The sequence below is a fragment of the Streptomyces sp. NBC_00335 genome, assembly GCF_036127095.1.
GTDB lineage: Bacteria > Actinomycetota > Actinomycetes > Streptomycetales > Streptomycetaceae > Streptomyces.
The window spans coordinates 999,296-1,023,334 of record NZ_CP108006.1; the positions used below are offsets into that span (position 1 = coordinate 999,296).

Sequence of the window (24,039 nt, forward strand, 5' to 3'; positions counted from 1 at the left end):
GTCGCGACAGGGCGGCGCGCACTCCTCCCCACACCCCTCAGTGCACCCCTCCATACCCCTCGCCCCTCACCAAACTGCCCAGGAGGGCACCGTGGCCCTTTCCTCCCCCGGCACCGGCACCGCCGCCGCCACCACCGACGCCCCCGCCTCCCCGCGCGGCCTGCTCCCCTTGCTGCTCGTCGGCAACGGCGCCATGTACGCGCTCTACATCGGCGTCGCCGGCGTACTCCTCGCCCTCCAGGTCGAAGACATCGACGCGGCGAACAAGGTCGCCAACTTCGGCCTGATCGCGGGGGTCTCGGCGATCTTCGCGACGGTCTTCAACCCGGTCGCGGGCGCCCTGTCCGACCGCAGCGGACGGCGCAACCCCTGGATCCTGGGCGGTGGACTCGCCGCGATACCGGCGATGTTCCTGCTCGGCGCCGCGGACACGATCCTGCTCATCACCATCGCCTGGTGCCTCGGCCAGGCCGTGATGAACATCTACCAGGCCGCCATCACCTCCGTGGTCCCCGACCGGGTGCCCATGAGCGCCCGCGGCAAGGCCTCCGCCGCCGTCGGCCTCGGCCTGCCGCTGGGCTCGACCATCGGCGCCCTGATCGGCGCGGCCTTCTCGGACGACTACCGCACCGGATACCTGATCTTCGGCGCGATCGTCGCCGGCGCCGCCGTCCTGTTCACCACCTGCACCCGCGAGGAACGGCGCCCGGCCAAGCCCTCCATGCCGGTCAAGGCGCAGCTGGCCGCCTTCGCGAGCGCCCTCAAGGACCACGACTTCCGCTGGGCGTTCATCGGGCGGGCCCTGCTGGTCCTCGGCTACTTCGCGGTGAGCGGCTACCAGCTGTACATCCTCCAGGACCACACCGTGCTGCCGGAGGGCATGAAGCCGGAGGCGGCGGTCGCCATCATGATGCCGCTGACGAGCGTGGCGATGGTCGTCTCCACCGTCCTCGGCGGCTGGCTCTCGGACAAGTACGACCGCCGCAAGCTCTTCGTCGGCGCCTCCGCCCTGCTGTCCGCCGTCGCGCTGGTGATCCCGGCCCTGTCGACCAGCTGGACGGCCATGCTGGCCTTCGCCGTGATCAACGGCCTCGCCTTCGGCTGTTACATGGCCGTGGACACCGCGCTGGTGACGATGGTGCTCCCCAAGGCGGAGGACGCCGCCCGCGACATGGGCGTACTCAACATCGCCAACGCCGGCCCGCAGATCGTCGCCCCCTTCATCGCCTCGGTGATCGTGTCCCTGAGCGGCGGCTACACGGCCCTGTTCATCGCGGCCGCCGCCCTGGCGGTGGCGGGCGCCCTGGCCGTCAAGCCGATCCGAAGCGTCCGCTGAACAGACCGGGCACCCGAACCTCTCCCTGCGCACCACCCCTGACGATGAAAGGCACCACCGTGCAGCTCCACACCCACACCTGGGGCGAAGGCGACCGCATCGCCCTCCTGATCCACGGGATCATGGCCGACCACCGGACCTGGCGCCGGGTCGGGCCCGCCCTCGCCGAGCGCGGCTACCGCGCCATCGCCGTGGACCTGCGCGGCCACGGCGCCAGCGGCCGGGGCGAGTACAGCCCGGAGGCCTTCGCCGACGACGTGGTCGAAACGCTCCCGGCCGGCGCCGAGCTCGCCATCGGCCACTCCCTCGGCGGCCTGACCCTCTCGAAGGCCGTCGACCGCCTGAAGCCGAAGCGCGCCGTGTTCTCCGACCCGGCCTGGCACCTGGCGGAGCTCGGCGAGGGCTTCGGCCCCGAGATGTTCGCCCAGTTCAAGTCGGCGCCCAAGGAGCAGATCCAGGCGATGAACCCGCGCTGGGAGGAGGCCGACGTGGACGTCGAACTGGCCACCCTGGCCCTCTGGGACGAGGCCACCGCCCTGAGCCTGGCCCCGCTGACGGGCACGGACCTGCTGCCGGCGGCGCCGGTGGTCCCCTCCCTCGTACAGCTGGCGGACCCGAGCTTCCTGATCTCCCCGGAGCGCGCGGCGGTCCTCAAGGAGCGCGGCTTCGAGGTCCGCTCGGTCACCGGCGCCGGCCACACGATCCACCGCGACGACTTCGACGGCTTCATGGCATCGCTGGAGGGCTGGATCTAAAGACCGGCCCCCAACCCTCCCGGCGGAACTCCCCGTTCAGCCGGGAGGGTCGGCCCGCACGATCACCCAACCCCCACGGCCTTGATTCACTTGGCCACATGAAGATCAGAACACTCGTCGACCAGGCACGACGACTCCTGACACACGAGCGGCGACAACTGGCCGGCCTGGCCTTATGGATGACCCGGCGCACGCACGGGGTGGGCGGCCCGGATCTGGCCGTCCCGTATGCGCGGGCCCAGGCCCCGACGGCGTACGCGCTGGTGTTCCTGTGCGCGCTCGATACGGTCGGCGTGTCGATCCTGCTCGCCCCGTACCCGGTCGCCCACTGGATCATGCTGCCACTGGACCTCTACACGGTGCTGCTCTCCCTGGGACTGCACGCCACCGCCGTAACGCGCCCTCACGTCGTGGGCCCCGACGGCGTGCGGATACGACGCGGCGCACGGCTCGACCTGCTCATACCGCTGGACCACATCGCGTCCGCCCGGTACGACCTCCGCTTCCCGAACGCGAACCGTCCCGAGGACGGCGTGCTGGACGTGGCCATCGCCGCCCAGACCTCGATCACCATCGAACTGACCCACCAGATCACCCACGTAAGCCTGTTGGGCCGGTCCAAGAAGGTCCACACCGTCCACTTCCACGCCGACGACCCGCGAACGGTGGTCTCAGCAGTCACCAACGCACTCCAAGCCGGCAGATAGCCTCCCCCTCCCGTCAGTCGAGAACGGCCGTGGCTTCGACCTCGACCAGAAGATCGGGTTCCCCCAGCGCCGCAACACCCAGCAACGTGATCGGCTTGACGGGGTCGATGCCCAACTTGGCAGCCGCCCGGGCCACACCCTCCCCCAGCAGCGGCATCTTCTCGGGGCTCCAGTCGACGACGTAGACGGTCAACTTCGCCACGTCGTCGAAGGATCCGCCGATCCCGGCCAGGGCGGTGCCGATGTTGAGATAGCACTGCTCGACCTGAGCAGCGAAGTCCCCTCCACCAACAGGTCGCCCCTCGGCATCGCGCGCGACTTGACCTGCGAGGAACACCAACTTCGACCCGGTGGCGACCGACAGCTGACGGTACACATCGGGTTTCGGCAATCCCTCGGGATTGACCAGCGTCACAGCCATGGCAACTCCTCGTCATCGACAGCGCAGGGTTCCTGCACCGCCAAACCATAGCGCTGCTATGTAATGTAATGACATGGCGCGAACCAAAGACCCGGCGATCCGCTCCCTCCTGATCGAACGAGCCGCGATGATGCTCCGCACCCGCGAGCCGGTCACCCTCCGCTCCCTCGTGGCCGGTACGGGCGTATCGACGATGGCCGTCTACACCTACTTCGGAGGCATGGACGGCCTGTGGACGGCCATGCGCCAAGAGGGCTTCAAACGCCTCGCAGCCCGGCTCGACGCAGTGTCGATGTCCACGGATCCGGTACGGGACCTGGCCGCCCTCGGAGCCGCCTACGTAACCAACGCCCTCGCCGCTCCCGATCTCTACCGGATCATGTTCGACGCCGGCTTCGAGCTCGAAGACGCCAAGGCCGCAGACGAGACGCTGCATTGCCTGGTCCACGCCGTAGAACGGGCCAAGACGGCCGGCCGCTTCCACGAGGCGATCGACCCCCTGACCCTGGCGACGCAGAGCTGGGTGATCGGCCACGGACTCGCGTCCCTGGTGGCCACGGGCCCCCTGCCGCACCAGGTCCTCGCCCAGGGCGCGCCCATGCTGACCGCACTGTTCACGAGCGCCGGCGACGCAGCCGACTCATGCCGCCGGTCCGTGGAGCAGGGCTGGCAGACGGCACTCACCCCCACGACAGCAGACATCCAGCCGCCGAACCAAGAAGAACCCCCCACCAGCCCGACGCGCCCGCCGGCCCCCAAGACCCTCTGATCACCGCTCACTCCTCCCCCCGCCACCCGGTAACCTCGCCCGAATGACGGCACTTTCCCACCACAGCAACGGTCACATCGAGCAGCCCGGCCGCGACGGCGCCACCGCAACCGCCGAGGCCGATCCGAACGCCATCGGGCCGGTGCAGACCTCGTACGCCCCCGATCGCGACGGGGATCCCGATCCCGGTGAGATCGTGTGGACCTGGGTTCCGTACGAGGAGAACGACGGGCGCGGCAAGGACCGGCCGGTGCTGGTCGTGGCCCGCGAGGAGAGCGGCACGCTCTTGGCCGTCCAGCTGTCCAGCAAGCGGCACGACCACGACCGGGAGTGGGTCCCCATCGGGACCGGACCGTGGGACAGCGCGGGGCGGGAGTCCTGGGTGGACGTGGACCGGGTGCTGCGCGTACACGAGGACGGCATGCGCCGCGAGGCCTGCGCACTGGACCGGGGCCGCTTCCAGCTCGTCGTGGACCGCCTGCGCGAGCGGTACGGCTGGCGCTAGCCCACGGGGGCCGGGGGCACGGCCGGGCCTGTCCCTCAAGCCCCCGGCCAAGACCCCGGCCCGGCTCCCCGCTCCCGGCTCCCCGCTCCAACATGTGCCCTCCCCACCCCCTTGCGACAATGGGTCCATGACCGGCACAGGCGGCCAGAACCCGGGGCGCTACGGCGAGCGGGTCTTCCGCCCCGAGGACGGCGGCGAGGGGGCCCGGATCGACCTCGGCTCCCTCACCTACGACGACACGACCATGTCCCGGCTGCGGCAGCTCGGCGTGGGCCCGGGCTGGACCTGCCTGGACCTCGGAGCGGGCACCGGAACGGTGGCGCGCCGACTGCTGGAGGAGGCGGGGGTCTCGGAGGTCCTCGCGGTGGACCGGGACGTACGTTTCCTCGCCGCGCATCCGGTGCCGGGGCTGACCCCGCTGCAGGCGGACATCACCGCGGACGAGTTCTCCCCGGGCCTCTTCCGCCTGGTCCATGCCCGCTTCGTCCTCATGCACCTGCCGGACCGGCCGCGACTGGTCGCCCGGCTCGCCGAGCTGCTCGCCCCCGGCGGGGTCCTGGTGATCAGCGACGCCGTCGACCTGACGACGGACTCGGCGGCGCCCCTCACCCCGTACACCGACGCCATGCGGGCGATGTGGCGCGGGCTGCGCGACAGCATCGGGACGGACGTGGCGCAGGTGGTCCACCACCCCGAGCTACTGGAGGCGGCGGGGCTGGACGCGGTGGCGGCCGAGATCCACGTACCGCCGCTCCTGCCGGGCAGCCCGATCAGCCGGTTCTGGGCGGACACCTGGAACCGGGCCCGGGCGGACATGCTGGCGACGGGACTGCTCGACGAGGCCCGGCTCACCGAGGCCCTGCGACTGCTGGACTCCCCCGGGTACGCGGGGCTCTCGCCCGGCATGCTCACGGCCTGGGGCTGGAAACCCGGAGCGCCCGAAGCCTCGTAGGCCTCCGGCGCCACCCGGCACCCATCCATCTTGTTACTCAGGGGTAGGCCCACCCCGTCCGGGTGTTGTACGGTCCCTCCCGTCAAAGGGACGCCAGCGGAACGTGATCCGCACGCCGGCGGTACGTGCGGAACGTCATCGGCACGCCAGCAGGACGTGCGGAACGTCCGCCGGACGTCAGCGGAAGGTTGGTGCCGTGCGTCGCCCAGCGCGATCGCGTGCGCCACGGTCGATGAGTGAGGCGGTCGTCCATGGCGGACCATGACCTGTCGGGCTTCGAACGCGACACGTTCACCCACGGGGGCAGCACGCGTCCCGTCCTGCGCCGCGGCAGCGGGCCCGCGGTGATCGTGCTCGCGGAGATCCCCGGAATCACCCCGAAGGTGCTGGAGTTCGCCGAGCGGGTGGCCGCGATGGGCTGCACCGCCGTGCTCCCGGTGCTGTTCGGCACGCCCGGCCGCGACCCCCACCCCAAGGCCCACGGCCTGCTGCGGGGCGCGCTGTACACCGCGTCCAGCATGGGGAACGTGTGCGTGAGCCGGGAGTTCACCGTCCTGGCCACCGGCCGGAGTTCGCCCGTCGTGAACTGGCTGCGCGATCTGTCCGCGTACGAGCACCAGCGCTGCGGCGGCCCGGGCGTGGGCGCCGTCGGCATGTGCCTGACCGGCGGCTTCGCCCTCGCCATGGCCGTCGACGAGCACCTCCTCGTGCCCGTCCTGTCGCAGCCGTCCCTCCCCCTGGCCATCACCGCCGGCCGGCGGGGCGGCATCGACATCTCCCCCGAAGACCTCGCCACCGTCCGGGGACGCTGCGAGCGCGAGGGCCTGCAGGTGCTGGGGCTGCGCTTCAGGAGCGACCGGCTCACTCCCGGCGCCCGTTTCGCGTTCCTGCGCCGCGAGCTCGGTGACGCCTTCGTCGCCGTCGAGCTGGAGGACGAGGCCGCCAACCCCGAAGCCGTGCTGCCGCCGCACTCCGTCCTCACCGAGCACCTCGTCGACCGGCCAGGACAGGCCACCCGCGCGGCGCTGGACCAGGTGCTGGACCTGCTGCGGACCCGCCTGCTCCCGACCGAGGCCCAGGCCGGCCCCGGCTAGTCCTCCCGCGCCTCTTCCCCCGCCCCCGCGAGCACCCGCTCGAACGTCTCCCGCGTCGCCGGCTTCGGATCGAGTACGCCGAACACGACCCGTTCGAACACACCGGCGAACCGCCCCGCCAGCAGCCCCCTGAAGGCCTCCGCCACCTGGGCGGGGTCGTTCTGGAAGACCCCGCACCCCCAGGCCCCCAGCACCAGCCCCCGGTACCCGTGCAGCGCGGCCACCTCCAGGACCAGCTCCGCGCGGCGTGCGAGGGCCGCGGGGATCTCGGGCTCGCGGTCCGGTTCCTGGCGGCGGATCGTGCCCGCGTTCGGGGCGGGCGAGGTGAGGAATCCGGCCCGGAAGGGGGTGTCCAGCAGGTTGCCCCGGTCGTCGCGGAAGACGGGGACCCCGGGCGAGTGAATCACCCGGTCGGTGTAGAAGGTGCTGACCTCGGCGCGGTGGATCTCGTAGTACTCCGGGGCCTCCCGGAGGGTCTCGTACAGCGCCGAGGCGCGGCAGAGGGCCTCCTCCTGGGCCTTGGCCCCGCGGACGTAGCCGCCCCCGGGATTCCGGGCCGAAGCGAAGTTCAGGACGGCCACCGAAACGGTCCCGGGACCTTCCGGGAGCGCCCCGACGAGCCGCCGGGCGGCGACCGTACTGCTCTCGCCGGTGACCTCGACGACGGTCCGGTGGGCACCCTTCGAGGTCGGCTCGCCTGGAATCACCCGGTTTGGCCCATATATCCTGGTTCCTGCCTTGGCCTCCACCACGGCGGCGGCGATCGACACCTGCCGTCCCGACCGCGTCCGGTACCCCCCGGCCGCCACGATCTCCGCATTCTCCCGCGCGATCTCGCGCAATCTGCCGCTCATGCGGCGATCTTCGGCGCTCCGGCAGGGCGCCCGCAATGGGTTTGTGCCCCTAGGGACGGGTAGGCACGGGTGATGTCACAGCCGACGACAGGAGACGAGGGCCCCGTCATGCCCCAGGACTCACTCACCCGACTGACAGAAACCGGCGCCGAGGAGCTGCTCCACGGCATCTGTTTCAAGACCGGCCCGCCCCGCCTGCTCGGTGCGGAGCTCGAATGGCTGGTGTTCGACGCCGAACGACCCGGCCGGCCCGTTTCCCACGAACGCCTGGCCGCCGCGCACGACGCGGCCCGCGCCCTCCCCCTCGGCTCCGGCGTCACCGTCGAGCCGGGCGGTCAGCTGGAGCTCAGCTCGGCCCCCGCCTCCTCCCTGACCGGCTGCGTCGACGGCCTCCAGGCCGATCTGACCGCCGTCCGGGGCGCCCTGCGCGACCAGGGTCTGGTCCTGCGCGGACTCGGTCAGGACCCGCGCAGGCCGTTGCGGCGGATGCTGACAAGCCCGCGGTACGAGGCCATGGAGACCTACTTCGACCGCACCGGCCCGGCCGGGCGCGCCATGATGTGCGCCTCGGCCTCCGTCCAGGTCTGCGTGGACGCCGGTCACGAGGAGCCCGGCCCGCTGGGCCACGGCAGGCGCTGGCGCCTGGCCCACCTCCTCGGCGCGGTGCTGGTCGCCGCCTTCGCCAACTCCCCCGCGCACGAAGGCCCGTACGCCGGCTGGCGGTGCGCCCGCCAGGGGGTCTGGAGCGACCTCGACACCCGGCGCTCCCTCGCCCCGCCGCTGGAGGCGGAGCCGCGCGGCGCGTGGACCCAACAGGCGCTGGACACCGAGGTGATGTGCGTGCGGACGGACGAGGAGGGAGCGCCCTGGGCGGTACCGCGCGGGCTGACCTTCCGCGACTGGCTGCGCTCCGGCGGCCAGGGGGGTGGCGGCCGGACGGCCGGCGCCCACCGGCCACCGACCGCCGCCGATCTGGACTACCACCTGACCACCCTCTTCCCGCCCGTACGGCCCCGGGGCCATCTGGAGCTGCGGATGATCGACGCCCAGCCCGGCGAGGACGGCTGGCTGGTCCCGGTGGCCGTCGTGCACGCGCTGTTCGACGACCCGGAGGCCGCGGAGACCGCGTACCGGGTGGCGAAGGGGCTGGCCGACTCCTACGGCACCCATCCCGCGCCGCGCAATCCGCTGTGGCGGTCCGCCGCCCGCGACGCGCTGTCCGATCCGGAGCTGCGGTCCGCGGCCCGCGCCTGCTTCCGGGCCGCGGCCTCGGCGCTGCCCCGACTGGGAGCCGGTGGCCACGTCATCGACACCGTCGGCGAGTTCACCGAGCGCTACGTGTCCCGCGGCCGATGTCCGGCCGACGACCTGACCGAGCCGCGGCAGCCGCACGCACAGGCCCCGGCGCGCCCGCACCCGCGAACCCGACAGCAGCCGGCCGGCGAGGAGGCACGCTCATGACCGCCGAAGCGGAGCTCCTGCGCGAGCGGGCCGCCGCCGCCCTGACCGCGGCGCGCGTCCGCACGGCCGGACTCACCGATGCCGTCACCGAAGCGGAACTGACGGCCCAGCACTCCCCCTTGATGTCCCCGCTGGTCTGGGACCTGGCGCACATCGGGAACATGGAGGAGCTCTGGCTGCTGCGCAACGTGGCCGGCCGCGAGTCGATGCGCCCCGAGATAGACCCGCTCTACGACGCGTTCGAGCATCCCCGCGCGGAGCGACCGAAGTTGCCGCTGCTGAGCCCGGACGAGGCCCGCCGGTACGCCGCCGAGGTCCGCGGCCGGGTCTTCGACCTGCTGGACCGCACCCCCTTGGAGGGAACGGCCCTGCTGGACGGCGGCTACGTCTTCGGGATGATCGCCCAGCACGAACAGCAGCACGACGAGACGATGCTGATCACCCATCAGCTACGACAGGGCGCACCGGTGCTGGCGGCGCCCGACCCGGACCCCTCACAAGGCCCGCCGCCGCCCGCGGCCGAAGTGCTCGTACCCGGCGGGCCGTTCACGATGGGAACCTCGGCGGAGCCCTGGTCGCTGGACAACGAGCGGCCCGCGCACGTCCGCGAGGTCGAGGCGTTCTGGATCGACACCGTCCCGGTGACCAATGCCGCGTACCAGGAGTTCATGGCGGACGGCGGCTACCACGAAGAGCGGTGGTGGGAGGCGGCCGGCTGGGCGGAGATCCGCCGGCACGGGATCGAGGCCCCGCTGTTCTGGCACCGCGAGGGCGATACCTGGCTGCGCCGCCGCTTCGGGGTCACCGAGCCGGTGCCCGGTGACGAGCCGGTGCTGCACGTGAGCTGGTACGAGGCCGACGCGTACGCCCGCTGGGCGGGGCGCCGGCTGCCCACCGAGGCGGAGTGGGAGAAGGCCGCCCGCCACGATCCGGCGGCCGGGCGCTCCACCCGCTACCCGTGGGGCGACGCGGACCCCACGCCCGCGCACGCCAATCTCGGCCAGCGCCACCTGCGGCCGGCCCCGGCGGGCGCCTATCCGGCAGGGTCCTCCCCGCTCGGGGTGCGCCAGCTCATCGGCGACGTGTGGGAGTGGACGGCTTCGGACTTCCTCCCCTACCCCGGCTTCCGGGCGTTCCCCTACCGCGAGTACTCGGAGGTGTTCTTCGGCCCCGAGCACAAGGTGCTGCGCGGCGGTTCCTTCGCCGTGGACCCGGTGGCCTGCCGGGGCACCTTCCGCAACTGGGACCTGCCGGTGCGCCGGCAGATCTTCTCCGGGTTCCGGACCGCGCGCGGCGCGGGCCCCGCACGCTCCGCCGGGCAGGCCTGATGTGCCGTCACCTCGCCTATCTCGGGGCGCCCGTGAGCCTGGGCCGGGTACTGAGCGAGCCCGAGCACTCACTGGTCCGGCAGTCGTGGGAACCGCGCCGCCAGCGCTCCGGCACGGTCAACGCCGACGGCTTCGGCGTCGGCTGGTACGCGGAGGGGGACCCGGTACCCGCCCGCTACCGCCGGGCCGGGCCGATCTGGGGCGACCTGACCTTCGGCGATCTCGCCCGGGTGGTCCGCAGCGGGGCGCTGCTGGCCGCCGTACGGGACGCCACGCGCCCCGGGGCGGACGGGGAGGCTGCGGCCGCCCCGTTCTCGGAGGGGCTGTGGCTGTTCAGCCACAACGGCTCGCTGCGGGACTGGCCGGACTCCGCGGCCCCGGTCGCGGCCGGGCTGCCGCCCCAGGAGCTGCTGTCGCTGGCCGCCCGTACGGATTCGGCGCTGATCTGGGCCCTGGTCCTGCACCGGCTGCGCAGGGATCCGGACCTCGGTGCGGCGCTGGCCGGGACGGTACGGGAGCTGGCCGAGGCCGCGCCCGGATCCCGGCTGAACCTGCTGCTGACCGACGGCCGGGCCATCGCGGCGACGGCCTGGGGGGATTCCCTGTGGTACCTGACCGACGCCCGGGCGCAGCGCACGGTGGTGGCCTCCGAGCCCTATGACGACGACCCGCGCTGGTGCGAGGTGCCCGACCGGACCCTGCTGACGGCGACCCGCAGCCGGGTCGACCTCGTCTCCCTGAAGGAGACCCCCGGCGACGCACCGCACGCATCGCACACACCTCACGCACCGCACCAAGGAGACGAAGGCCAGTGAACGACTTCCAGCTGACCCGCACCCTCGACGAGCACACCGCCGAGGCGGCGCTGCGCACGGATGTGCGCGATGGGCTGACCCGGTCCCCCAAGTCGCTGCCGCCCAAGTGGTTCTACGATGCGCGGGGCAGTGAACTCTTCGAGGAGATAACGCGGTTGCCCGAGTACTACCCGACGCGCGCCGAGCGGGAGATCCTGCTCGAACGGGCCCGGGAGATCGCCTCGGTGAGCGGGGCCCGCACCTTGGTGGAGCTGGGTTCCGGCTCCTCCGAGAAGACCCGGCACCTGATCGAGGCCCTGCCCGCGCTGGACACGTACGTACCGGTGGACGTGAGCGAGAGCGCGCTGACCGGGGCGGCGAAGATCCTGCTGGAGGAACATCCGGGGCTGCGCGTCCACGCGTTGCTGGCCGACTTCACCCGGGCGCTGCGGTTGCCGCAATCGCCCGGGCCCCGGCTGGTGGTGTTCCTGGGCGGCACGATCGGGAACCTGCTGCCGGCGGAGCGGGCCGTGTTCCTGGCGGACGTACGGGCGATGCTGTCGCCCGGGGACGCGCTGCTGATGGGGACGGACCTGGTGAAGGACCCGGCCGTCCTGGTGTCGGCGTACGACGATGCGCAAGGGGTGACAGCCGACTTCAACCGGAACGTACTGTCCGTGGTCAACCGGGAGTTGGGCGCGGACTTCCACACCGCCGACTTCGAGCACGTGGCGGTGTGGAACCGGGAGCACGAGTGGATCGAGATGCGGCTGCGGGCCCGCGGGCACGTGGTGGTGAAGGTCCGGGCACTGGATCTGGAGGTGCCCTTCGAGGCGGGTGAGGAGATCCTGACGGAGATCTCGGCGAAGTTCCGTCAGGAGGGGGTCCGCAGGGAACTCGCCTCTGCCGGACTTGAGTTGACCCATTGGTGGACGGACGCGGCCGGCCGATTCGCCCTGTCGCTGTCGGTGGCGGACGGCATCGGCGCCGACGGCTGGGAGGGTACCTCGGACAGCCGCGGCGCCGCCGGCCGTGACGCGGGTACCGGTTCGGCGAGCACGGCCGCCTGAGCCGCAGCCGCGAGGTCCCGCCGGTGCCCGTACCGGCCCGGCGGGATCCGCGGCAGCAGCCACACCTCGGCGCGCACCCCACGGGCACGCGCGATCCGCCAGAGGGAGGCGGTCAGCGGATCGTCCCCGACGAAGGCGGGCGCTCCGGCCGGCCCCCCGTCGTCGAGCAGGTAGCTGATCCGTACGGGCTGCACGGGCACCCGCGCGTCCAGTGCGGCCTGGAACGCGGCGCGCCGGAAGGGGCCTTGGACCCGTCCGCACCAGGTGGAGCCCTCGGGGTAGACGGTGACGCGGTCGCCGGCGAGCAGGGCCCGGCCGAGGGCTTCGACGGTGGCGGGCAGGGTGCGCAGGCGCTCGCGTTCGATGAAGAGGGTGCCGGCCTGCCGGGAGAGCGGCCCGAGGACCGGCCAGCTGCGGATGTCGCTCTTGGCCAGCATCCGGGAGGGCAGGACGGCGGCGACGAGCGGGATGTCCAGCCAGGAGATGTGGTTGGCGACGATCAGCCGGCCACCGCCGGGGCCGGGGGTCCCGTGCACGGTGATCCGCAGGCCGAAGGCGCCCAGCAGGGCCGCGGCCCAGGCCCGTACCACCACGTGCCGGTGCCGTTCCGGCAGCAGCCTCAGCGGCGGGGCTCCCAGGATCCCGAGCAGGATCAGGGCGACGGCGCCGGCGAGGCGCAGTACCGCGCGCGGCACGCTCGCGGTGCGCCCCTCATGGGCGGCGCAGACCGCGGGAGTGCAGGGCGAGGTCGGGAGCCAGGCGCTCATGCGCCCGGGGCGAGCGAGAGGAAGTGCTTGAGGTAGCGGGGGTTGGTGCGCCGCAGGGAGAGCAGGACGTACAGGTCGGCGCAGCCGAACTCGGCGTCCAGGGCGGGCTCGCCGCAGACCCAGGCACCCAGACGCAGGTAGCCGCGCAGCAGCGGGGGCAGTTCCATCCGGCCGGGGAAGTCGATGCCTCCGGGGCTCCAGGGGAGGTGCGGGGTGACCCGGTACTCGACGGGGGCGAGGCTGCGGGTGAGGACGTTCTCCCGGGTGGCGGCGGCCAGCACCCCGCCGTCGGAGAGCGGTATGGAGCAGCAGCCGGCGAGCCAGTTGTGCCCGGAGCGGTCCATGTAGCGGGCGAGGCCGGCCCAGATGAGGGCGATGACGGCGCCGTTGCGGTGGTCGGGGTGGACGCAGGAGCGGCCCACCTCGACCAGGTCGGGGCGGATGGGAGCGAGGGCGGAGAGGTCGAACTCGCCCTCGGAGTAGAGGCGTCCGGCGACGGCGGCGCGCTCGGGGGGCAGCAGCCGGTAGGTGCCGACGACCTGCTCGGTCTCCTCGTCCACGACGAGGAGGTGGTCGCAGTAGGCGTCGAAGGCGTCGGAGTCCAGACCCGGCTCCGGTCCGTCGAGACGGGCGCCGAGCTCTCCGGCGAAGACCTGGTGGCGCAGCCGCTGGGCGGCGCGCACCTCGTCCTCGTTGCGGGCGATGCGGACGGCGTAGCGGGGTGCGGGGGCTTCCTCGGCGCGCGGGGCGGGCGCCGCGGAAGGGGTGAAGGCAGGGGCGGGAGCGGGGGCGGGGGCGGGAGCGGAGGAGGACGCGGAGGAGGACGCGGCGGGAAGGACGGACGGGTACAGGGGGGCGATGGTCATGACGGCTCCTGGTCCGGCACGGGAAGCCAGGCCGGCAGGTGTGTGGCCTGGCTTCTTTACTTCTTCCGTGACCGGCTGGATTCGACATGGCCGCTTCGCGGCCCTTGGATGTGCGGACGCTGAACTTGGCGGGCAGGCCTCTCCGCCCCCCTCCCGAGCCCTGCGGAGCCCTCCCCCCGCCCTCCCCACCTCTCCCACCGCCCCCACCGCCCTCTCGCGCCCTTCGCGCCCGGGATCAGCGGTCTGAGCTGAGGACCTTGCTGATGGTGTCCGAGGCCGCCTTCGCCGCCCTCTGCGGGTCCTGGCCGGTGAGGACGGCCGTCATGAAGGGCTTGATCGGGTTCTCGGCCTCCACCTCGGCCCAGCGGGGGGACTGCGGCGTGGCGCGGCCCTGGGCGGCGCCGGGGGCCATCGCCGTGGCGCCGTCGTTGCCCTGGACCACGTGCGCGAGGGTGGTCTTGTTGGGCACGTAGCTCATCGTGCGGGCGAGCTCGGTCTGCCACTTCTCGCTGACCAGGGCCGTGATCACGTCGACGGCGTGCTTACGCTGCTTCGTCTTCTCGGGAATGATCAGGTCCGAGCCGCCGGTGAAGACCGAGCCCACCTTGTCGGCGGTCTTGCCAGGGATCGGGAAGAAGCCGAGCTTGCCCTTGAGGTCCGGGTTCGCGGCCTCGATGGCGGCGACCTGGCCGGGCGGGGCGATGATCTGGGCGATCCCGCCGCGGGCGAAGACGTCGGACTGCGGGGGCGTCTCCTCGTCGGCGTCCTTGGGGCCGTCACCGAGGGCCTGGAGCTGCTTGTAGAACTCCATTCCGGCCAGGGCCTTCTCCTCGTCGAGGGTGCCGAACCACTGGCCGTTGCTCTCGACGGCGAGCTCGCCGCCCTCGTCCCAGACGAACCCGGCGAGGACGTACCAGTTCTGCCCGGCGAGGTAAATACCTTGCTGGGCACCCTTGTTGAGCTTCTGCGTGGACTGGATCCATTCCTGGCGGGTTCTGATCGGCGCCTTGACCCCGGCGCTCGCGAAGAGGTCCTTGTTGTAGATCACCACGCGGTTGGCGGCATACCACGGGACTCCGAACTGGGCACCGTTGACCTTGCCGGGTTCGGAGAGGCCTTTCAGCCAGTCCTTGCCCTCCCACTCGCGCAGGGCTTCCAGGGTGAGTTCGGAGACGCCGCCGCCCTCGACGTACTGGGCGACCTGGGTGTTGCCGACCTCGATGACGTCGGCGCCCTCCTCGCTCTTGCCGGACAGGACGGCGTTGACCTTGTCGCCGATGCCCTTCCACTCCTGGATCTTCACTTCGAGGTCCACGCCCGGGTGTTCCTTCTCGAAGGTGCTGGTGAACTGGCCTATGAACTCGTCGGAGGCGCTGCCCTTCATCAGCCAGAGCGTCACCCTCTGCGGACCTCCGCCCGACCCGTTGAGACTGCAGCCCGTGAGGGCGGCCGCGGCCGCGAGAGCGGTGGACACGACAAGGAAGCGCATCTTCACGAGGGGTCACCTTCTGGGTATGAATCTCAGATGGCTTGAAATTGGCATAGACCAATGGGTGGGTCAAGGGGGTATCGCTATGGATTGTTCACGCATAGCTCGCGGACCCGGACTTACTGGGGCACCGTAGAACAAGGCAACAGCCACCCAGTGTCGGGAGACCCCCATGTCCAATCACACGTACCGGGTGACCGAGATCGTGGGCACGTCCCACGAGGGCATCGACCAAGCCATCCGCAACGGCGTCGCCCGCGCGGGCGAGACGCTCCACAATCTGGATTGGCTTGAAGTCGTCCAAATCAGGGGCCACATCGAGAACGGCGAGATCGCGCACTACCAGGTGGGGATCAAGGTCGGCTTCCGTCTCGACGCCGAGGCCTGAGGGCCTGAGGGCCTGAGGGCCTGAGGCTCGTCTGCTCGGGGCTCTGCGGGGCCCTCAGTGCCTCTACGGACCCCCTACGGGACGCCCGGGGCCCCGCGAGCGCCCGGGCCCCTCGGGCGCTCGCGGGCACCACGGGCACCACGGGCACCGCGGAACCGTCCGCGCGCCTGCGGTTGTGACGGACCCGTCCGTGCGCCTGCGGGTGCCGCGGGCCCGTCCGGCGTCCGGCTCGACCGCCCCGCTCCGCCCTGCGCCGGGCGGGCCGTGGGAGCATGCCGACGGGCCGCGCTCAGGTGCGCCCTTCCCCCTCCTGCGCGTCCTTGAGCTCCGGCGCGTCCGCCGCCCAGTCGGCCACGACCACGCGGAAGCCCGCCGCGCGCGCCGCCTGGCACACCAGCTCGTCGTCGTCCACCAGCATCCGCACCTCGCGGCCCCGCGAGATCCGCCGGAGGACCTCCAGCTTGGTCGTCCGGGCGGGCCGCCGGTCCTGGTTCCCGCGCATCCACAGCCGTCCCTCGGGCAGCCCGTTGCGGACGAGCCAGTCCTCCGTGTCCGCGCGGCACCGCTCCGGACGGCCGGTGAGGTAGACGACCTCGCAGTCGGCCGCGCTCTCCACCGCGAGCGCGATCCCGCGGGCGAGCGGCGGATCGGCCGGAGCCGCACCGAAGAACCCGCTCCAGTCGCGCGGCCGGCGCTCCAGGAAGTGCTGGCGGTGGGCGGTGTCGGCCAGGGTGTTGTCGATGTCGAAGACGGCCAGGGGCCTGCGGTTCTGAGTCTCGGTCACCCCGCCAGCCTAAGCAGCGACGACTTCCGGACGGCGCGGGATTCCCGGTGGCGGCGCCAAGGGCCTTCCATGGGCGCATCAGGGCGGGGCAGCCGGCCGGCCGGCATCGATCGGGCTCGGCCCGTAGCCGGCCGAGCCCGGTAGGGTCGTGGCCCGGTGGTCCAGGGGGGCCTGCTGACACACGGGGGTTGCCACACATGCCTACGCCTGAGGACATCTGGGAGGCCGCCGACCTGCCCGCGCGTCGGCTCGCCGGAGTGGCCCTCAACCCGGCCTCTCCGGAGGACGTCCTGCTGCGTCTGCTCGCCGACGGTCCGCCGGCCGTACACATGGTGCTGTGCCGAGACCGGATCCTGCCCGACGCCGTCGTCGAGGCCGTGCTCCAGCACCCTGACACCCGTACCCGTAGCTTCTTCGCCCGCAACCCCCACGTCGACCCGGCCCAGCGGGCACGGCTGGTGGACGATCCGGAGTGGTTCGTCCGCGCCCACCTCGCCGAGGCACCCAGATTGCCTGCGGGTGGCGTGTGCAGACCACTGCCCGACGAGGTCGTCGTCCACATGATCAGCACGTACGACAACGACATCCTGCACGGCACCCTCTACCGGCAGATCTCCACCGCGCTGGAGCGGTCCATGCCCACCCATCCGGTCGCGCAGGTCCGCCGCTGGGGCGTCGGCAGGTGGGACCAGCTGCCCGCCGAGATCCAGGCCGCGCTGCTGGCCGATCCCGACCAGGACGTCCGGGAGAGCGCGCGGAGGTCCGCGCAATCCCGGGATCCGGCGTGGGTGGAGCGCGAGCTGCCCGACCGGACGTGCCACGCACGCTGGGACATTCTGATGCACCGGGCCCTGAGCAGAACCGTCGTGGACAACGTCCTGACCGCTCCGGTCGCCGAGGAGGAACGGGCGGCCATCGCCGGCAACCCCAGCCTGCCCGCCGACGTGGTGGTCCTCCTGGCCGGCGATCCGGATCCCGCGGTGCGCGAGCACATCGCGCACCGCACGGACCTCGGACCCGCCGAGCGCCGCGCGCTCGCCGTGGACCCTGATCCGGAGGTGCGGCTCGCCCTGTCCGTGCACCCCGAGCTGAGCGAGGAGGAACGGGCGGCGATCGACTACGAGACCCCCATGGACGGTTGCTTCCACGCGTGGCGCGGACCCACCGTGCCCAGGAACCCGCGGCACGTCCGCCGGGACGCGGACTCCGGTCACCCGCTGCTGCGCCGGAAAGCGGCCATGGAGCGGACTCTGCCGCCCGACCTCCTGGAACGCCTGGCCTCCGACGAGGATCTCGGCGTACGCGTCCTGCTGGCCCAGAACCATCCGGACGCGCCGGCCCCGCTCCTGCTGCGCAGCTTCCTCGAATACACCGGCCACGAGCGCGCGCACCTCACCACCCGGCCGAACTTTCCCACGACCGGCCTGGCGGCCTTCGCCGACCACCAGGACCCCGAGGTCCGCGCCCTGGCCGCCCGCGACCCCGACACCGCGCCGGAAACCGTGGAGCGCCTCACCCGGGACCCGGACCCGGCCGTGCGCGCGGCGCTGGCACGCCACCCGAACCTTCCGCGGCCCCGGCTGCTGGAACTCCTCGACGACGAGGAACTGGCCCACGCGGCCGCGGCGAACCCCGCATTGGATCCCGAGGTGGTCCGGCAGCTGGTGGCCATGCGGGGACGGCGGGCATGACCTCTGTGGGGTAGCCGGGCGAGAAGCGGACCGGTGGGTTCGTCGGGGCCTTCGGTATCTTTGGCCTGAACTGGGCGAACCTCGTGGAGCAGACGGCCCGCGAGAGAACGGCTGATCCGCATGAAGACCCGAACCCCGAAGCCCGTGGCCCGCCGACGGCTGATCGCGGCGGCAGCGGTGGCCCTCCTCGCGGCGACAGGCTGCGCCGGTCCGCACCGGGCAGAGGGAACGGCGATGTCGTCGGGGGCGCGCGGGTACCTCACCACCGCGCTGGACGTCATGGAGGACAACTCGCTCTTCGCGGCGGACGCCGACTGGCCCGCCGTACGCCGCGAGGCCTTCGCCCGGGCGGGGAGCGCGCAGGTCCCCGCCGACACGTACGGGGCCGTCAGGGAGGCCTTGCGCACCCTGGGCGACCGGCACAGCCAATTCATGACCCCGCAAGAGGCCGAGCAGGCCCTGAGCCCTGCACCCGGCTCCTCCGCACTGCCGGAGGCAAGGGTGCTCGCCGGTTCCATCGGCTACCTGTCCCTCCCGGCGGTGTCGTCCGACCGGGCCGCCGCGGCCTACGTGAAGCAGGCACGGCAGGCCGTCGCGGAGGCCGACGGACGGGGGGCCCGCGGGTGGATCGTGGACCTGCGCAGCAACACGGGCGGGGACATGTGGGGCCCGCTGGCCGCGGTGGGGGCCGTCCTGGGCGACGGGGACACCGGAGCGTTCGTGGAGGCCGACGGAAAGCGGACCCCGTGGACGATCGAGAACGGTACGCCGCGCCAGTACCTCGCCACCTGGGGCCCGGCCGAGCCGCTGGCGCAGGCGGCTCCCCCCGTGGCGGTGCTCACGAGCAGCCGGACCGCGAGCGCCGCCGAGGCGGTGGTCATCGCCTTCCGCGGCCGCCCCGACACCCGCAGCTTCGGCCAGGCCACCCGAGGCGTCCCCACGGGCAACGACTCCCATGCCCTCCCGGACGGCGCGCTCGTCCTCCTCACGCAGGCCCGGGAAGCCGATCGCACGGGCCGGATCCACAACGGCCCCCTCCCGCCCGACGAGGAGGTCCCGGACGACACCCGCGACCTCGGCAGCGGCCAGGACCGGACACTCGAGGCGGCAGCCCGCTGGCTTCGCGACCGGACCACCCCCGCCCGGACACCCGGGGACTCCTGACGCACAGGCGATCCTGACGCGCGGGGACTCCTGACGCGCGGGGACTCCTGACGTGCGGGCAATCCTGACCTACGGGGAATCCTGACGCCCTCCACGCGTTGACCACGGTGTGATCCGCACACTCTCGATACTCGACCGGTCCCGCACCCGCGAGGGGCACCCCGCCCCTCAGGCCCTGCGCGACACCGTGGAGCTCGCGCGCACCGCCGAGCGGCTCGGATACCGCAGGTTCTGGGTCTCCGAGCACCACAGCGTGCCAGGGGTCGCCGGGTCCGCTCCCACCGTGCTCGCCGCCGCCGTGGCCGGGGCGACGGCCCGGATCCGCGTCGGCACCGGCGGTGTGATGCTGCCCAACCACCAGCCCCTCGTCGTCGCGGAGCAGTTCGGGGTCCTGGAATCGCTCTTCCCCGGCCGCATCGACATGGGGCTCGGCCGCTCGGTCGGCTTCACCGGCGGAATCCGCCGCGCGCTCGGGCGGGCCACCGCCGACGCCGACCGGTTCGAGGAGCAGCTCGCGGAGCTGCTGGGCTGGTTCGACGGCTCCCAGCAGGCGCACCCCGAGGTGCACGCCCGGCCCGCGGAGGGGATGCGGATCCCGGCCTACGTGCTGGCCACCGGCGAGGGGGCGGGGATCGCGGCCCGCGCCGGACTGCCCCTGGTCGTCGGGGACCTACGGGCCCGGGCGCGGGTCGCGGAGATCATCACGGCGTACCGCGAGGAGTTCCGGCCCTCCCCCTGGGGAGCGCGGCCGTACGTCGTGGCGTCCGGGACGGTCGCGGTGGCCGCCACCGCCGAGGCCGCCCGACGGATCCTGGTTCCCGAGGCCTGGGCGGCCGCGTACTCCCGCACCCGGGGCAGCTTCCCGCCGCTCCGCCCCGCCGAGGAGATCGAGGCCCTCGCCATGAGCCCCAAGGAGCGGGAGCTGTACGAGGGCGCCCTCGCGGGGCACATCCACGGCACCGAGGAGCAGGTCGCGGCGGAGCTGTCCGAGGTCGCGGAGCTGACCGGCGCGGACGAGCTGCTGGTCACGACGTCCACGTACGACCGGACGGCGCTGCTGGACTCCTTCGGCCGGCTCGCCCGGCTCACCGGCCTCACGGAGCGGTCCGCCGGCTCCGGACACTAAACTAGGACGAATGCGCCAGCCCGCCTCCCCGCACGCCCACGATCCCTACGTCCGTGTCCGCGGTGCCCGGGAGCACAATCTGCGCGGGATCGACGTGGACATCCCGCGGGACGCGCTGACCGTCTTCACCGGGGTCTCCGGGTCCGGGAAGAGCTCGCTGGCCTTCGGCACGCTCTTCGCCGAGGCCCAGCGCCGCTACTTCGAGTCCGTGGCCCCGTACGCACGCCGCCTGATCCACCAGATCGGTGCGCCGAAGGTCGACTCCGTCACCGGTCTCCCGCCGGCCGTCTCGCTGGAGCAGCGGCGCTCCTCCCCCGGCTCCCGGTCCTCGGTCGGGACGGTGACCATGCTGTCGAACTCGCTGCGCATGCTGTACTCGCGGGCGGGCTCCTACCCACCGGGCGCCGAGCGCCTGGACTCCGACGCCTTCTCCCCCAACACCGCTGCCGGGGCCTGTCCTTCCTGTCACGGGCTCGGCCGCGTGCACCGCACCAGCGAGGAACTGCTCGTCCCGGACCGGAGCCTGTCGATCCGTCAGGGTGCCATCGCGGCCTGGCCGGGCGCCTGGCAGGGCAAGAACCTGCGCGACATCCTGGAGGCACTCGGCCACGACGTGGACGCTCCGTGGCGGGAGCTTGCGGCGGCGGACCGCGAGTGGATCCTGTTCACCGAGGAGCAGCCGGTGGTGACGGTGCATCCGGTACGGGAGGCCGACCGGATCCAGCGCCCCTACCAGGGCACGTACATGAGCGCCCACCGGTACGTCATGCGCACCTTCGCCGACAGCAAGAGCCTCACCCTGCGGGCCCGCGCCGAGAAGTTCCTCACCGATTCGCCGTGCCCGGTGTGCGGGGGCAGGCGGCTGCGTCCGGAGGCGCTGGCCGTGACCTTCGCGGGACGCACGATCGCGGAGCTGGCGGCGCTGGCGCTGACGGAGCTGGACGGGGTACTGGCCGCCGAGCACGGCGGCGGCGAGGCGGCCCGCGTGCTCACGGAGGACCTGCGCTCCCGGATCGGCCCGGTCACGGAGCTGGGGCTGGGGTACCTGAGCCTGGACCGCGGCGCCCCGACCCTGTCGGCGGGCGAGCTGCAACGGCTGCGGCTGGCCACGCAGTTGCGTTCGGGACTGTTCGGTGTGGTGTACGTGCTGGACGAGCCTTCGGCCGGGCTGCACCCGGCCGATACGGAGGCGCTGCTCGGCGTCCTGGACCGGCTCAAGGAGGCCGGGAACACGGTGTTCGTGGTGGAGCACGACCTGGCCGTGGTGCGGCACGCGGACTGGCTGGTCGACGTCGGCCCGCTGGCCGGGGAGCACGGCGGACGGGTGCTGCACAGCGGGCCCCCGCAGGCTCTGGCGGAGGTGGCGGACTCGGCGACGGCCCGGTACCTGTTCGGGGGGCAGCGGGCCCGGGAATCACGCTCGGGGGCCGCACGCAAGGCGACCGGGTCCGTCCGGCTCAGCGGTGTCGACCGGCACAACCTGCGGGACCTGGCGGCCGAGTTCCCCCTCGGTGTGTTCACGGCGGTGACGGGGGTGTCGGGGTCCGGAAAGTCCACGCTGGTGGGCCAGGTGCTCGCGCGGGAGGTCCACGAGCGGCTGGCGGAGCCGGAGTTCCCGGTGCGGCGGCTGGTGGAGGTGGACCAGAAGCCGATCGGCCGGACCCCGCGCTCCAACCTGGCCACGTACACGGGGCTGTTCGACGTGGTCCGCCGGATCTTCACGGCAGCGCCGGAATCGAAGGCGCGGGGCTGGAAGGCGGGCCGCTTCTCCTTCAACGTGCCGGGCGGGCGGTGCGAGTCCTGCCAGGGCGAGGGCTTCGTCTCGGTGGAGCTGCTGTTCCTGCCCAGTACGTACGCCCCCTGCCCGGAGTGCGCGGGGGCCCGGTACAACTCCGAGACCCTGGAGGTCCGTTACTCCGGGCTGAACATCGCGGAGGTGCTCGCCCTGACGGTGGAGGCGGCGGCCTCCTTCTTCGCCGGGGTGCCGGCGGCGGCCCGCAGCCTCGGCGCACTGTCGGACATCGGCCTGGGGTACCTGCGCCTCGGACAGCCCGCCACGGAACTGTCGGGCGGCGAGGCGCAGCGCATCAAGCTGGCCACGGAGCTCCAGCGCGTGCGCCGCGACCACACCCTGTACCTGCTGGACGAGCCGACGACCGGGCTCCACCCGGCCGATGTCACGGTGCTGCTGCGGCAGTTGCACGGCCTGGTGGACGCCGGACATTCGGTGGTGGTCGTGGAGCACGACATGGCCGTGGTGGCGGGCGCCGACTGGGTCATCGACCTCGGGCCCGGCGGCGGCGCGGACGGCGGCCGGGTGGTGGCCGCGGGCACCCCGGCCGAGGTGGCCCGCGCCACGGACAGCCTTACGGCGGCCTATCTGGCGCGGGCCCTCGCCGTACGGGGCTAGTCGCGGTGGTTCACGGGACCCGGCCCGCGCGGCGCACGATCACGTGGCCGGCGGATTCAGGTGCGCTTGGCGTAGTCCCCGTATCCCTGCCAGTCGAGAACGACGCACGGCTCGTCGCCGAGCACCCACGCGTCGTGGCCGGGAGCGATCTGGATGAAGTCCCCCGGCTGGGTCTCGGTGCTCTCCCCGTCGTCCATGACGATCTTCATCCGGCCGCTGACGATGTAGCCCACGTGGGGCGCCTCGCAACTGTCGGTCCCCGCGATGGGCTTGACGTGCTTCGACCACTGCCATCCGGGCTCGAACACGGCCCGCCCCACGGGTCCCTGCTCGGTGTTGAGCAGGTCGAGCCTGCCCATGCCGTCCTCGAACGGACGTGTCTCATCGGCGGAATCGAAACCCCGCCGCACGATTCCTGACATGATCGTCCACCCTCCGGCGCACGACTGCCCCGAGTCCACTTCTCAGCGTACGCCCGTACCGCGCGACCGCCTCCCGGCGTACGGGACCGCTACGCGTCGCCTTGGAGCAGGTGCTGCGGGAGCTCGCGGAAGGCCCAGACGCCCTGCCTCCGGGTGAACATCCACACCAGGTCGTAGCGGTCGGGCCAGGCGGCCGGGAGCCCCAGTACGTCCTGCGCTCCGAGGCCCCGGATCAGCCGGGGCATCCCCTGGTGCTCCCAGCAGACCAGGACGGGCATCCGCGCCGCCAGCACCGCCCGGGCCAGGGCGGGCTCGGCTCCGACCGCGAACTCGGCGCGGACGGGCGTACCCAGTGCGGTGGCGAGCGGCTCGACGGTCTGGCGGCACCGCGCGGGCGCCCCCGCCTTGCCGCCGGTCGCGAAGACGGCTCCGGGACGGGGCAGGGCGGCGCCCCGGGTCGGCGGGAAGAGGGTGGGCAGTTCCTGGGCACGGCGCCGGCCCCGGACGGCGAGGAACCCGGGGTCCTCGTTGCCGTCGTCGTCCTCGCCGGTGTCCCCGGCGTACGGCTTCTCCGCGTGCCGGATGACCATGACCAGCGCGTCCTTGGCGGCCTCGGGGCCGGGGCGCGGCGCGGGGGCCCGCTCCTCCGCGGCGCAGCCGGCCGCCGCCAGCGGGGCGAGGGCGGCGGCCAGCACGGTACGGCGACGCGGGCCGGATCCGGCGGGGGCTTGAGGCATGCGCCCACTGTCACCCATGCCCGGGAGGGCGACCGGTCACGGCGCGGCGGGGGCCGCTGCGATCATCCGATCGGCGGACGCGTCGCGGTCGTGCGCGGACGGTTGACGGTCATCCGCGGACGGTTCGTGGCCGCGCTCGGACGGTTCGC

General features: G+C 72.9%; 23 protein-coding genes and 1 pseudogene. 16 read left to right on the forward strand and 8 right to left on the reverse strand.

Going from position 1 to position 24,039, the window contains the following annotated elements:
• The first annotated feature begins 91 nt into the window (after positions 1 to 91).
• The 3 genes from OHA37_RS04620 to OHA37_RS04630 all read left to right on the forward strand — a co-directional run bounded on the left by OHA37_RS04620 (position 92) and on the right by OHA37_RS04630 (position 2,798).
• The gene (locus tag OHA37_RS04620) at positions 92 to 1,336 is read left to right on the forward strand and encodes an MFS transporter (protein WP_266902722.1); all 1,245 of its coding nucleotides are present in this window, start codon (positions 92 to 94) and stop codon (positions 1,334 to 1,336) included.
• A gap of 59 nt (positions 1,337 to 1,395) precedes the next feature.
• Positions 1,396 to 2,091, forward strand: coding sequence for an alpha/beta fold hydrolase (locus OHA37_RS04625; protein WP_266912509.1), 696 nt, complete (start codon positions 1,396 to 1,398; stop codon positions 2,089 to 2,091).
• 98 nt (positions 2,092 to 2,189) lie between these two features.
• Positions 2,190 to 2,798, forward strand: a complete 609-nt coding sequence (locus OHA37_RS04630; protein ID WP_266902724.1) for a hypothetical protein — start codon at positions 2,190 to 2,192, stop codon at positions 2,796 to 2,798.
• 13 nt (positions 2,799 to 2,811) lie between these two features.
• On the opposite strand, the gene OHA37_RS04635 is transcribed toward OHA37_RS04630, so the two are convergent.
• The gene (locus OHA37_RS04635) at positions 2,812 to 3,219 is read right to left on the reverse strand and encodes a RidA family protein (protein WP_266902726.1); all 408 of its coding nucleotides are present in this window, start codon (positions 3,217 to 3,219) and stop codon (positions 2,812 to 2,814) included.
• Positions 3,220 to 3,292: 73 nt separating this feature from the next.
• On the opposite strand from OHA37_RS04635, the gene OHA37_RS04640 reads away from it, so the two are divergent.
• The 4 genes from OHA37_RS04640 to OHA37_RS04655 all read left to right on the forward strand — a co-directional run bounded on the left by OHA37_RS04640 (position 3,293) and on the right by OHA37_RS04655 (position 6,539).
• The gene (locus OHA37_RS04640) at positions 3,293 to 3,988 is read left to right on the forward strand and encodes a TetR/AcrR family transcriptional regulator (RefSeq protein WP_266902728.1); all 696 of its coding nucleotides are present in this window, start codon (positions 3,293 to 3,295) and stop codon (positions 3,986 to 3,988) included.
• Positions 3,989 to 4,031: 43 nt separating this feature from the next.
• Positions 4,032 to 4,493, forward strand: a complete 462-nt coding sequence (locus OHA37_RS04645; RefSeq protein ID WP_266902730.1) for a type II toxin-antitoxin system PemK/MazF family toxin — start codon at positions 4,032 to 4,034, stop codon at positions 4,491 to 4,493.
• A gap of 127 nt (positions 4,494 to 4,620) precedes the next feature.
• Positions 4,621 to 5,445: a class I SAM-dependent methyltransferase gene (locus OHA37_RS04650; RefSeq protein ID WP_266902732.1), complete on the forward strand. Its 825-nt coding sequence runs from the start codon at positions 4,621 to 4,623 to the stop codon at positions 5,443 to 5,445.
• A 251-nt stretch (positions 5,446 to 5,696) separates the two neighbouring features.
• Positions 5,697 to 6,539, forward strand: coding sequence for a dienelactone hydrolase family protein (locus OHA37_RS04655; RefSeq protein WP_266902734.1), 843 nt, complete (start codon positions 5,697 to 5,699; stop codon positions 6,537 to 6,539).
• Here the strand turns inward: OHA37_RS04655 and OHA37_RS04660 are convergent.
• Entirely contained in the window at positions 6,536 to 7,393 is an 858-nt protein-coding gene (locus OHA37_RS04660) for a TIGR02452 family protein (protein WP_266902736.1), read from the reverse strand. The two genes, OHA37_RS04655 and OHA37_RS04660, sit on opposite strands and share 4 nt — an antisense overlap.
• 72 nt (positions 7,394 to 7,465) lie before the next feature.
• On the opposite strand from OHA37_RS04660, the gene egtA reads away from it, so the two are divergent.
• Genes egtA through egtD form a run of 4 tightly spaced genes read left to right on the forward strand, consistent with a single transcriptional unit; the run spans position 7,466 to position 12,046 of the window.
• Positions 7,466 to 8,854: an ergothioneine biosynthesis glutamate--cysteine ligase EgtA gene (gene egtA, locus OHA37_RS04665; protein WP_443046112.1), complete on the forward strand. Its 1,389-nt coding sequence runs from the start codon at positions 7,466 to 7,468 to the stop codon at positions 8,852 to 8,854.
• Entirely contained in the window at positions 8,851 to 10,182 is a 1,332-nt protein-coding gene (egtB, locus tag OHA37_RS04670) for an ergothioneine biosynthesis protein EgtB (RefSeq protein WP_266902740.1), read from the forward strand. Before egtA ends, egtB begins: the two co-directional genes overlap by 4 nt.
• On the forward strand, positions 10,182 to 10,997 hold the full coding sequence (gene egtC / locus OHA37_RS04675; protein WP_266902742.1) for an ergothioneine biosynthesis protein EgtC: 816 nt from the start codon (positions 10,182 to 10,184) through the stop codon (positions 10,995 to 10,997). The genes egtB and egtC overlap by 1 nt, the downstream gene beginning before the upstream one ends.
• A complete protein-coding gene (egtD, locus tag OHA37_RS04680) occupies positions 10,994 to 12,046 on the forward strand; it encodes an L-histidine N(alpha)-methyltransferase (RefSeq protein WP_266902744.1) in 1,053 nt (350 codons plus the stop codon). Before egtC ends, egtD begins: the two co-directional genes overlap by 4 nt.
• Positions 12,047 to 12,231: 185 nt before the next feature.
• On the opposite strand, the pseudogene OHA37_RS04685 reads toward egtD, so the two are convergent.
• The 3 genes and pseudogenes from OHA37_RS04685 to OHA37_RS04695 all read right to left on the reverse strand — a co-directional run.
• Positions 12,232 to 12,813, reverse strand: a pseudogene (locus tag OHA37_RS04685) (lysophospholipid acyltransferase family protein); the annotation flags it as partial.
• Positions 12,810 to 13,679: a GNAT family N-acetyltransferase gene (locus tag OHA37_RS04690; RefSeq protein WP_266902746.1), complete on the reverse strand. Its 870-nt coding sequence runs from the start codon at positions 13,677 to 13,679 to the stop codon at positions 12,810 to 12,812. The gene OHA37_RS04690 and the pseudogene OHA37_RS04685, both read right to left, overlap by 4 nt.
• A gap of 235 nt (positions 13,680 to 13,914) precedes the next feature.
• Positions 13,915 to 15,174, reverse strand: coding sequence for an extracellular solute-binding protein (locus tag OHA37_RS04695; RefSeq protein WP_266902748.1), 1,260 nt, complete (start codon positions 15,172 to 15,174; stop codon positions 13,915 to 13,917).
• Between the two features lie 166 nt (positions 15,175 to 15,340).
• Here OHA37_RS04695 and OHA37_RS04700 point away from each other — a divergent pair, with 166 nt between their 5' ends.
• Positions 15,341 to 15,556 (forward strand): dodecin, encoded by a 216-nt coding sequence (locus OHA37_RS04700; protein ID WP_266902750.1) that lies wholly within the window; start codon positions 15,341 to 15,343, stop codon positions 15,554 to 15,556.
• A gap of 289 nt (positions 15,557 to 15,845) precedes the next feature.
• Here OHA37_RS04700 and OHA37_RS04705 read toward each other — a convergent pair whose 3' ends face one another.
• Positions 15,846 to 16,340 (reverse strand): phosphatase domain-containing protein, encoded by a 495-nt coding sequence (locus tag OHA37_RS04705; protein WP_266902752.1) that lies wholly within the window; start codon positions 16,338 to 16,340, stop codon positions 15,846 to 15,848.
• A gap of 197 nt (positions 16,341 to 16,537) precedes the next feature.
• Between OHA37_RS04705 and OHA37_RS04710 the strand changes: the two genes are divergently transcribed.
• The 4 genes from OHA37_RS04710 to OHA37_RS04725 all read left to right on the forward strand — a co-directional run bounded on the left by OHA37_RS04710 (position 16,538) and on the right by OHA37_RS04725 (position 22,731).
• The gene (locus tag OHA37_RS04710) at positions 16,538 to 18,031 is read left to right on the forward strand and encodes a hypothetical protein (RefSeq protein WP_266902754.1); all 1,494 of its coding nucleotides are present in this window, start codon (positions 16,538 to 16,540) and stop codon (positions 18,029 to 18,031) included.
• A gap of 120 nt (positions 18,032 to 18,151) precedes the next feature.
• Positions 18,152 to 19,195, forward strand: coding sequence for a S41 family peptidase (locus tag OHA37_RS04715; RefSeq protein WP_266902756.1), 1,044 nt, complete (start codon positions 18,152 to 18,154; stop codon positions 19,193 to 19,195).
• Between the two features lie 109 nt (positions 19,196 to 19,304).
• Positions 19,305 to 20,321 carry an MsnO8 family LLM class oxidoreductase gene (locus tag OHA37_RS04720; protein WP_266902758.1) on the forward strand — a complete coding sequence of 339 codons (1,017 nt, stop codon included), beginning with the start codon at positions 19,305 to 19,307 and terminating at the stop codon, positions 20,319 to 20,321.
• Between the two features lie 10 nt (positions 20,322 to 20,331).
• A complete protein-coding gene (locus OHA37_RS04725) occupies positions 20,332 to 22,731 on the forward strand; it encodes an excinuclease ABC subunit UvrA (RefSeq protein ID WP_266902760.1) in 2,400 nt (799 codons plus the stop codon).
• Positions 22,732 to 22,787: 56 nt separating this feature from the next.
• On the opposite strand, the gene OHA37_RS04730 is transcribed toward OHA37_RS04725, so the two are convergent.
• Complete coding sequence (locus OHA37_RS04730) at positions 22,788 to 23,153, reverse strand: cupin domain-containing protein (RefSeq protein WP_266902762.1); 366 nt, start codon at positions 23,151 to 23,153, stop codon at positions 22,788 to 22,790.
• An 89-nt stretch (positions 23,154 to 23,242) separates the two neighbouring features.
• A complete protein-coding gene (locus OHA37_RS04735) occupies positions 23,243 to 23,890 on the reverse strand; it encodes a hypothetical protein (RefSeq protein ID WP_266902764.1) in 648 nt (215 codons plus the stop codon).
• Positions 23,891 to 24,039: the final 149 nt, after the last annotated feature.